The 8,981-nt window shown below is 52.5% G+C and carries 12 protein-coding genes; 6 read left to right on the top strand and 6 right to left on the bottom strand.

What is annotated here, in order from left to right; all coding sequences use genetic code 11:
• Positions 1-215: 215 nt before the first annotated feature.
• Positions 216-1,256, bottom strand: a complete 1,041-nt coding sequence (locus AACU94_RS12055) for a permease (protein WP_135489489.1) — start codon at positions 1,254-1,256, stop codon at positions 216-218.
• 72 nt (positions 1,257-1,328) lie between these two features.
• Entirely contained in the window at positions 1,329-1,964 is a 636-nt protein-coding gene (locus AACU94_RS12050; RefSeq protein WP_000084526.1) for an NAD(P)H-binding protein, read from the bottom strand.
• A gap of 127 nt (positions 1,965-2,091) precedes the next feature.
• Here AACU94_RS12050 and yhbO point away from each other — a divergent pair, with 127 nt between their 5' ends.
• A complete protein-coding gene (gene yhbO / locus AACU94_RS12045; RefSeq protein WP_000037608.1) occupies positions 2,092-2,610 on the top strand; it encodes a protein/nucleic acid deglycase in 519 nt (172 codons plus the stop codon).
• Here the strand turns inward: yhbO and AACU94_RS12040 are convergent.
• The gene (locus tag AACU94_RS12040; RefSeq protein ID WP_130259096.1) at positions 2,590-3,033 is read right to left on the bottom strand and encodes a YhbP family protein; all 444 of its coding nucleotides are present in this window, start codon (positions 3,031-3,033) and stop codon (positions 2,590-2,592) included. The genes yhbO and AACU94_RS12040 overlap by 21 nt on opposite strands.
• Positions 3,034-3,083: 50 nt before the next feature.
• Between AACU94_RS12040 and yhbQ the strand changes: the two genes are divergently transcribed.
• Entirely contained in the window at positions 3,084-3,386 is a 303-nt protein-coding gene (yhbQ, locus tag AACU94_RS12035; protein WP_130204616.1) for a DNA damage response exodeoxyribonuclease YhbQ, read from the top strand.
• Here yhbQ and AACU94_RS12030 read toward each other — a convergent pair.
• Entirely contained in the window at positions 3,373-3,876 is a 504-nt protein-coding gene (locus AACU94_RS12030) for a GNAT family N-acetyltransferase (protein ID WP_000908553.1), read from the bottom strand. The two genes, yhbQ and AACU94_RS12030, sit on opposite strands and share 14 nt — an antisense overlap.
• Complete coding sequence (gene ubiT / locus AACU94_RS12025; RefSeq protein ID WP_046081285.1) at positions 3,870-4,394, bottom strand: ubiquinone anaerobic biosynthesis accessory factor UbiT; 525 nt, start codon at positions 4,392-4,394, stop codon at positions 3,870-3,872. Before ubiT ends, AACU94_RS12030 begins: the two co-directional genes overlap by 7 nt.
• Before the next feature lie 208 nt (positions 4,395-4,602).
• On the opposite strand from ubiT, the gene ubiU reads away from it, so the two are divergent.
• The 3 genes from ubiU to AACU94_RS12010 all read left to right on the top strand — a co-directional run bounded on the left by ubiU (position 4,603) and on the right by AACU94_RS12010 (position 7,573).
• The gene (gene ubiU / locus AACU94_RS12020) at positions 4,603-5,598 is read left to right on the top strand and encodes a ubiquinone anaerobic biosynthesis protein UbiU (RefSeq protein ID WP_130204614.1); all 996 of its coding nucleotides are present in this window, start codon (positions 4,603-4,605) and stop codon (positions 5,596-5,598) included.
• Between the two features lie 8 nt (positions 5,599-5,606).
• Positions 5,607-6,485, top strand: a complete 879-nt coding sequence (locus AACU94_RS12015) for a U32 family peptidase (RefSeq protein ID WP_135410501.1) — start codon at positions 5,607-5,609, stop codon at positions 6,483-6,485.
• A gap of 80 nt (positions 6,486-6,565) precedes the next feature.
• Entirely contained in the window at positions 6,566-7,573 is a 1,008-nt protein-coding gene (locus AACU94_RS12010) for a luciferase-like monooxygenase (RefSeq protein ID WP_135489488.1), read from the top strand.
• Here AACU94_RS12010 and AACU94_RS12005 read toward each other — a convergent pair.
• Positions 7,551-8,270 (bottom strand): L,D-transpeptidase family protein, encoded by a 720-nt coding sequence (locus AACU94_RS12005; RefSeq protein WP_135489487.1) that lies wholly within the window; start codon positions 8,268-8,270, stop codon positions 7,551-7,553. The two genes, AACU94_RS12010 and AACU94_RS12005, sit on opposite strands and share 23 nt — an antisense overlap.
• Before the next feature lie 158 nt (positions 8,271-8,428).
• On the opposite strand from AACU94_RS12005, the gene AACU94_RS12000 reads away from it, so the two are divergent.
• The gene (locus AACU94_RS12000; protein WP_130223794.1) at positions 8,429-8,959 is read left to right on the top strand and encodes a cytoplasmic protein; all 531 of its coding nucleotides are present in this window, start codon (positions 8,429-8,431) and stop codon (positions 8,957-8,959) included.
• Positions 8,960-8,981 lie beyond the last annotated feature (22 nt).

The following is an 8,981-nucleotide window of genomic DNA, read 5'->3' as shown; positions in this document are numbered from 1 at the left end:
GGATAAGGCGTTTACGCCGCATCCGACTCNCTATGCCTGATGCGACGCTTGCCGCGTCTTATCAGGCCTACAACGACACAAAACGTAGGTCAGATAAGGCGTTTACGCCGCATCCAACTGCCGTTGCCTGATGCGACGCTTACCACGTCTTATCAAGCCTACAACGATGCAAACCGTAGGCGGATAAGGCCGCATCCGACATGTTTTCCCTCAAATTAGAACAACAGCGCCAGCCCGCCGACAATCACGCCTGACACTGCCACCATCGCCCCCGTCAGCCATAAGGCTTTCGCCGGGAACGCTTTGCGCAGCATTATCAACGACGGCAAACTTACCGCTGGAAGCGTCATCAACAATGCCAGCGCCGGAGCAGTTCCCATACCTGCCAGCATCATCGTTTGTACAATCGGAATTTCTGCTGCCGTCGGAATGACAAACAAGCATCCCGCTACCGCCATCGCCACCACCCACATCAGGCTGTTATCGACAGCACCATCGGCATGGGGGAATAACCAGACGCGAGCTGCACCCAACGCCAGTACTGCAAGGATATAAACCGGGATCGTACTCCAGAAAAGCGTCCATAGCGCCCTGCCCCAGCGGCTAAAAAAACCGCCCTGCGATTCCGGTATGTCAATTTCGACCGGTGTCTGCGTTTGCGGTGTTTCACGCACCCATTTTTGCACCAGCGTCGCAATCAGCAACACCATCACCAGCCCCGCCACCAGACGAATCGCGGCAAAGCCCCAGCCAAGGACAAACCCCATAAACACCAGCGTCGCCGGGTTTAACAACGGATTCCCCATCCAGAATGCCAGTGCACCGCCCATCAACACCTGCTGGCGACGCATCCCTGCCGCGACCGGAGCCGCACAGCAGGTACACATCATACCCGGCAGCGAAAACAGCGTTCCCAGCAGCGTGCCGCGAAAGCGCGATTGCCCAAGCGTACGCAACAACCAGTCACGCGGGATCAGCACCTGAATCAACGAACCGAGGATCACCCCCAGCACCGCCGCTTTCCATACTGCGAGGAAATAGATCATCGCGTAATCCCACGCCGCCTGCCACGGATTAGCATCCGCCTGCGCAAGGATAGATTTACCAATACTGTGGGTTTCAGCGGCAGTAAACGCTTTGCCGTAGTAAGGCTGCCATTTCACATACCAGAGACCGGCAATGACAACGAGAAAGAAAAGCGCGGGTTTCCACCACTGAATGGGCGTTGCCGCCTGAGATGAAGACTGACCAGTCATAGCATTCCCCAGGAATAAGTTATGATAATTGAGCGTGTGAATATTACGCTCACTATCAATTCTTGGGAATAATTATTCAGCTCTTTTGCGTAATTCTGAAGAGCTTAAAATAGTCACACCTTCATGCTCGGGCCGCATCGCCTCTGCCAGCATGACCCGCGCCACGTCTCTCGCATCAATGGATTTCCAGTTACCGGGTAACAAACGGAACAGCGGCGCAAAAAGCGTTTCGTTCATCCGCTGTTTGCTACGATCGCCCAGTAACATCGACGGGCGAGCAATGGTCAATTTCGGCCAGTTCTGGGCGATTAATGCTTCTTCCATCTCCCCTTTGACGCGGTTATAGAAAAACGGCGAGTGGGCATTAGCACCCATAGCACTGACCACCAGCATATGCTGCGCGCCCAGCCGCCGCCCGGTTAATGCGGTATCCACTACCAGCGTGTAATCGGCATGAATAAACGCCTCTTTGCTCCCCGCTTCTCGCCGCGTGGTGCCGAGACAACAAAACACAATGTCAATGGGATCGGTGACCTGCGCCAGCGCGTCGGTCAGTTGCGGGTCATGGGGATTAAACACCCCTGGCATATCGCCCAACGGGCGTCGCGTCGGCGCGGCTATGGCGTTAACTTTCGGTTCATTAATCAACATCCGCAGCAGGTGACCGCCCACCAGCCCCGTTGCGCCTGTAATCAGTACCTGACTCATCTTCGCTCCTTTACAGAATTGTCCGCCTTGCGCTCCCTGGTACATGCACCAGGCTTAATAGTCTACGAGGTAATTATCCCCGATCGTGAGAAATTCGCCTCATCCAATGCAACAACGCGGAGGAAACATGAGTAAGAAGATTGCCGTTTTAATCACTGATGAATTTGAGGATTCAGAATTCACTTCACCCGCAGACGAGTTCCGTAAAGCCGGACACGAAGTGATTACCATTGAAAAACAAGCGGGTAAAACGGTGAAAGGCAAAAAAGGAGAAGCCAGCGTGACCATCGATAAATCCATCGATGAAGTGACGCCAGCGGAGTTTGATGCCCTGCTGCTACCGGGCGGTCATTCACCAGATTATCTGCGTGGCGACAACCGTTTTGTCACCTTTACCCGAGATTTTGTGAATAGCGGCAAACCGGTTTTCGCCATCTGTCACGGCCCGCAGCTGCTGATCAGCGCCGATGTGATTCGGGGGCGCAAACTGACCGCGGTTAAACCGATCATTATTGATGTTAAAAACGCGGGCGCGGAATTTTACGATCAGGAAGTAGTGGTCGATAAAGATCAGCTGGTTACCAGCCGGACGCCGGACGATCTGCCAGCGTTTAACCGCGAGGCGTTACGCCTGCTCGGTGCCTGAGCCGCGTAGCCAGACCAGTTTTTTACCAAAGCCCAGCGTGTTGTCGGTGAATTTGATTTCATCGAGCCGGATTTCCCACACCGGGGCCGGCAGCATTCTGGCAACCGGAAAGCGACGATTGTACGCCTTGCGCGCAAGGTCGCTTTCCTCACCTTCCAGCCTGCGGATCTCGCCTTTAAACTGCACACCGCGAATTAACGCTACCGTTTTCGGCTGACCGTTTACCGTTCCGGCCACCGCCGCCTGCGGCCCGCTCATCTGCGCATGACGCGTTTTTTCTTCCGTCAAAATGTAGAAGGCGACTTTCTGCGCATCAAAAAGATAAAAGGCATTGGCGCACCACAGTTCCCCTTCCTGCTGCACACACCAGGTGACAACATGTTGTTTTGCCAGCCAACGGCTGATGGCGGTGAGTGTTTCCATTGCTGTTCTCTTTTATACTGTGGGCCAGACCTTAACATGTGACGCAGACGATGACACCCTGGTTTCTTTACTTGATCCGTACCGCCGACAATAAGCTTTATACCGGGATCACCACGGATGTCGAACGCCGCTATCAGCAGCACCAAAGCGGCAAAGGGGCGAAAGCACTGCGCGGGAAAGGTGAACTAACGCTGGCGTTTTCCGCGCCAGTGGGCGATCGTTCGCTGGCGCTACGGGCAGAATATCGCGTTAAGCAACTGACCAAACGGCAAAAAGAGCGTCTGGTAGCGGAAGGCGCAGGGTTTGCAGAGCTATTAAGGAGTCTGCAAACCCCGGAGATTAAAAGCGATTGAAGTGATCGTGATACTCAACCAGCCCGGTTACGCCGTTCAGCGCGTCATCCGCTAAACGATGTACCTGGAAGGCGCTTTCAGTGCCCGGCCAGCGACAACGCAAATCGTGATGCGCAGCCAGCTCAAAGCCGAAACGACTGTACAGCGCAGGATCGCCCAGCGTCACCACTGCGGCATAGCCAAACTCATTAAGCGAATCGAGTCCTTCATAGACCAGTTGGCGTGCCAGCCCCTGTCCACGGTATTTTTCATCAACCGCCAACGGAGCCATGCCGACCCATTGCAGGTCTTCGCCCTGCACATCAACCGGACTAAATGCCACATAGCCAATGACCTGACCTTCGTCATCTGTCGCCACCAGCCCCAGCGTCAGAAAGCCATCTTCACGCAGATCGTGAACCAGCTTCGCTTCCGCATCGCTTTCGAATGAACGACGCAGCAGGGCATCAATACCCGGCGCATCAATGGGAATTTCTACTCGAATTAGCATGGTTCACCTACCGATGTCTGTTTGGTTTCAGGCGCGGTTTTCATTCCCGCCTCAACAAAATCCGCCAGTTGCAGCAGCATCATACGTAAGGCTTTCGGCATCTGCTCCAGTTCAATGGCGTCCATCAGGTTTTTCACATACAGCCCCAGCTCCGTATCGCCTTCAATCATCAGCCGACGCTGGAAGAAGAGCGTGTCTGGATCTTGTTTACGCGCCGCAATCATCAGCAGATCGCTGGCGTCGGCACTAAAACTCACATCAGCTTGCGCGTTCTGGCTGACAACCAGTTTGCCATTCACCACCGAGGTAAACCATTGCAGGTCAATATCACGCACATGAATACTTAACCAGCGGCCTTCAAGAAACTCCAGCTCGCCGTCGTCCAGCGCCTGACGGAATTGCCAGCTTAAGACCTGCTCAAGAACCTGGCGTTTAAGCGCAAATGGCGTCAGTTTTACCGGTACACTCAACAGAGATGGCCCCAAATGCACAATGCGGGAACGCAGTTTATCCAACACGAGTTTTACTCCCTGCTTCAACAATCATCCTATTTTGCCATATTGGAAAAATAACATAGCGGTATAAATCAACAATTCCATATGAAATTGCAGCTACCACCAATACAACTTTAACTGCCTTAAATCAAAAATTGTCGCAGCAGGGTTAACTAAAATCCCAGTTCGTTAACATTTTTGCGCTTTGACTGCGCAACCTTCAGGAAAAATTATGGAGCTGCTCTGCCCTGCCGGAAATCTCCCGGCGCTTAAGGCGGCCATCGAAAACGGCGCAGATGCTGTTTATATCGGGCTAAAAGATGATACTAATGCCCGCCACTTCGCCGGCCTTAACTTTACCGAGAAAAAATTGCAGGAAGCGGTGAGTTTTGTTCATCAACATCACCGCAAACTTCACATCGCAATTAACACTTTTGCGCATCCGGACGGTTACGCCCGTTGGCAGCGCGCCGTGGATATGGCGGCGCAGCTGGGTGCCGACGCGCTGATCCTCGCCGACCTCGCCATGCTGGAGTACGCCGCCGAGCGATACCCGCATATTGAGCGTCACGTATCGGTGCAGGCTTCGGCGACCAATGAAGAGGCGATTAACTTTTATCATCGCCATTTTGACGTTGCTCGCGTGGTGCTGCCGCGCGTGTTGTCGATTCATCAGGTAAAACAACTGGCGCGTGTTACCCCTGTACCGCTGGAAGTGTTCGCTTTCGGCAGCCTGTGCATTATGTCGGAAGGGCGTTGCTATCTGTCGTCGTATCTGACGGGGGAATCGCCCAACACCGTGGGCGCGTGTTCTCCGGCCCGCTTCGTGCGCTGGCAACAAACGCCGCAGGGGCTGGAATCCCGCCTGAACGAAGTGCTGATCGACCGTTATCAGGACGGCGAAAACGCAGGTTATCCGACGTTGTGTAAAGGGCGTTATCTGGTGGACGGCGAGCGTTATCACGCGCTTGAAGAACCAACCAGTCTCAATACCCTGGAACTGCTGCCGGAGTTAATGGCGGCGAATATTGCTTCGGTGAAAATTGAAGGCCGCCAGCGTAGCCCGGCGTATGTCAGCCAGGTGGCGAAAGTCTGGCGTCAGGCTATCGACCGTTGTAAGGCCGATCCGCAAAACTTCATACCGCAAAGCGCGTGGATGGAGACGCTCGGGTCGATGTCCGAAGGCACGCAGACCACCCTTGGCGCGTATCACCGTAAATGGCAGTGAGAAAAGCAATGAAATATTCCTTAGGGCCAGTGCTGTGGTACTGGCCAAAAGAGACGCTGGAAGAATTTTATCAGCAGGCCGCCGCCAGCAGCGCCGACGTGATTTATCTTGGTGAAGCGGTATGCAGCAAGCGCCGGGCAACCAAAGTTGGCGACTGGCTGGAGATGGCAAAATCGCTCGCCGGGAGTGGCAAGCAGATTGTGCTCTCCACGCTGGCGCTGGTGCAGGCATCCTCTGAACTGGGCGAACTGAAACGCTATGTTGAGAACGGTGAGTTTCTGATTGAAGCCAGCGACCTCGGCGTGGTGAATATGTGCGCTGAACGCAAACTGCCGTTCGTCGCCGGACATGCGCTGAACTGCTACAACGCGGTGACGCTGAAAATATTGCTTAAACAGGGCATGATGCGCTGGTGTATGCCGGTGGAGCTTTCCCGCGACTGGCTGGTGAATCTGCTTAATCAGTGCGATGAGTTGGGCATTCGCAACCAGTTTGAAGTGGAAGTCTTGAGCTACGGTCATCTGCCGCTGGCCTACTCCGCCCGCTGCTTTACCGCGCGTTCGGAAGACCGCCCGAAAGATGAGTGTGAAACCTGCTGCATTAAGTATCCGAACGGGCGCAACGTGCTGTCGCAGGAAAACCAACAAGTGTTTGTACTCAACGGCATTCAGACCATGAGCGGCTACGTTTACAACCTCGGTAACGAGCTGGCATCCATGCAGGGATTGGTTGATGTGGTCCGCCTGTCACCGCAGGGTACTGACACTTTCGCGATGCTCGACGCCTTCCGCGCTAATGAAAATGGCGCTGCGGCACTACCGTTGACGGCAAACAGCGACTGTAACGGCTACTGGCGGCGGCTGGCCGGGCTGGAGCTGCAAGCGTAAGTATATAGCTCACTTTGTTAACAACTTTAACTACTCTTTAATGCAGTATTAAAGATTAATCGGTAACAAAGTGAGCTGTTATGACTGATAAAACCATTCCGTTTTCGCTACTCGATCTGGCCCCCATTCCCGAAGGTTCTTCAGCACGAGAAGCGTTCTCCCACTCTCTCGACCTCGCCCGTCTGGCTGAAAAGCGCGGCTATCATCGCTACTGGCTGGCTGAACACCACAATATGACCGGCATTGCCAGTGCTGCAACGTCGGTATTGATTGGCTATCTGGCGGCGAATACCACCACGCTGCATCTGGGTTCCGGCGGCGTGATGTTGCCTAACCACTCACCGTTGGTCATTGCCGAACAGTTCGGCACGCTTAATACACTCTATCCGGGGCGAATCGATTTAGGGCTGGGACGTGCTCCAGGTAGCGATCAGCGGACAATGATGGCGCTACGTCGTCATATGAGCGGCGATATTGATAATTTCCCCAGCGATGTCGCGGAGCTGGTGGACTGGTTTGACGCCCGCGATCCCAATCCGCATGTGCGCCCGGTACCGGGCTATGGTGAGAAAATCCCGGTGTGGTTGCTAGGCTCCAGCCTTTACAGTGCGCAACTGGCAGCGCAGCTTGGTCTGCCGTTCGCGTTTGCCTCACACTTCGCGCCGGATATGCTGTTCCAGGCGCTGCATCTTTATCGCAGCAACTTCAAACCGTCAGCACGGCTGGAAAAACCGTACGCGATGGTGTGCATCAATATTATCGCTGCCGACAGCAACCGCGATGCCGAATTCCTGTTTACTTCGATGCAGCAAGCCTTTGTGAAGCTGCGCCGTGGCGAAACCGGGCAACTGCCGCCGCCGATTCAAAATATGGATCAGTTCTGGTCGCCGTCCGAGCAGTATGGCGTGCAGCAGGCACTGAGTATGTCGCTGGTGGGCGATAAAACGAAAGTGCGTCGTGGCTTGCAGTCGATCCTGCGCGAAACCGACGCCGATGAGATTATGGTTAACGGGCAGATTTTCGACCACCAGGCGCGCCTGCATTCGTTTGAGCTGGCGATGGATGTTAAGGAAGAGTTGTTGGGCTAATTTTATAACGCCGGTTTTCAACGGTGATGGTTGGCAATCGGTGATTTTTTTCAAAGTAATCATAGCCGGGCTTCAACATACGCCAGAAATTATATTCCGGCCATGCTTGCGCCTGGCGCATATTTTCGTCGTTCATCGTAAATGGGAATATATGGACAGGCACGCTCTTCTGCCCGCTGTTTAGCGCCTGCGCCACCAGTTGATAAATCTCTTCAATACCGGCATCGGTCATGGCATAGCAGCCCGCCGAAACACAATTCCCGTGAACCATAATGAAATCACCGGTGTAGCCGTTTGCCCGATCGTAAGCATTCGGGTAACCAATATTAAATGCCAGATGATAGCGGCTGTTTGGGTTAAGCAACCCTTTGTTGGTGGCATAAAAGCCTTCCGGGCTTTTACCATCACCCTGTTTGTGTTTTGGCCCTAAGCCACCAGACCACGCGCATATAGTCCAGGTTTTGTAGAGTTCGTAAGGCTTGTTATTGGCGCTTGCCCACAGTTCAAGCTTATCTTCCGCTTTTAGAATGCGGATAAATAACTGGTCGCCGGGGTGAATGATTTTTAAAGACGATATGACAGGTTGTTCAACGGGCAGGAAAACATGTTCATCGTGCGGGGTGGGCCAGAAAAATTTTAAAATCAAAGCGATAAACAAGCTCAACAATACAATAGCGAGTAGTCCTTTACGCCCCATTTTCGTATTCCGCTTATTCTGACCAAGTTCAAGTATATATTTTTCTATGATATGAAATAGAGGAAAGGTCCAGTTCTGTACTTTTATAAAATAGTAATCGTTTTATCATCACCGAACAGGGATATGAATAAATCGACTTATTACCAGAGAAAATAATCATGAGTGAACCTGCTTCCTTTTTTCTTCACGCACATATTACTGAGAGTAACCTCGAGAAGTTTTTCCATTCACCAGCAACAAATATCAAAGACTATGACGACTGGTTGCCATGGTTTATCGAGAAGCAGCGGTTGTACGGCGATCCTGCAAAAATGCTTAACAATCTTGCAGCTTGTAATTCTGGTGACAGTGAAAAGAATATTTATGCCGAACATATCAACTTTAATAAAGAAACACAGATAGTCACTATGGATCACATATTTATCTCAGAGAGCTATGAAATCTTCATGCCACTCATGGCCTGTGTGCGGGGAATCGAGAAATTTATTACGCCGGGTGAAAGTAATTTTGCGCTAATTTATTATTACTGGTGGGGTTCGGAGACAGCTATCGCGCTCGAATTTGATGCCAATGGTAGCAGAATAACGGCAAATCCTAAGGCAGAAAATTTAACTATCGCCGATGCTTTTTTTGATGAAAACGGGGAAGCACTCGCTGAAGAACTTTATAATAAACAGGGTTTTATTTGATACGATCTCGCGTATTTGTTCA

The sequence above is a fragment of the Escherichia sp. E4702 genome, from assembly GCF_963883545.1.
Taxonomy (GTDB): domain Bacteria; phylum Pseudomonadota; class Gammaproteobacteria; order Enterobacterales; family Enterobacteriaceae; genus Escherichia.
Note: the sequence above shows the minus strand (reverse complement) of the source record. Positions and strands in the feature narration are given on the sequence as shown.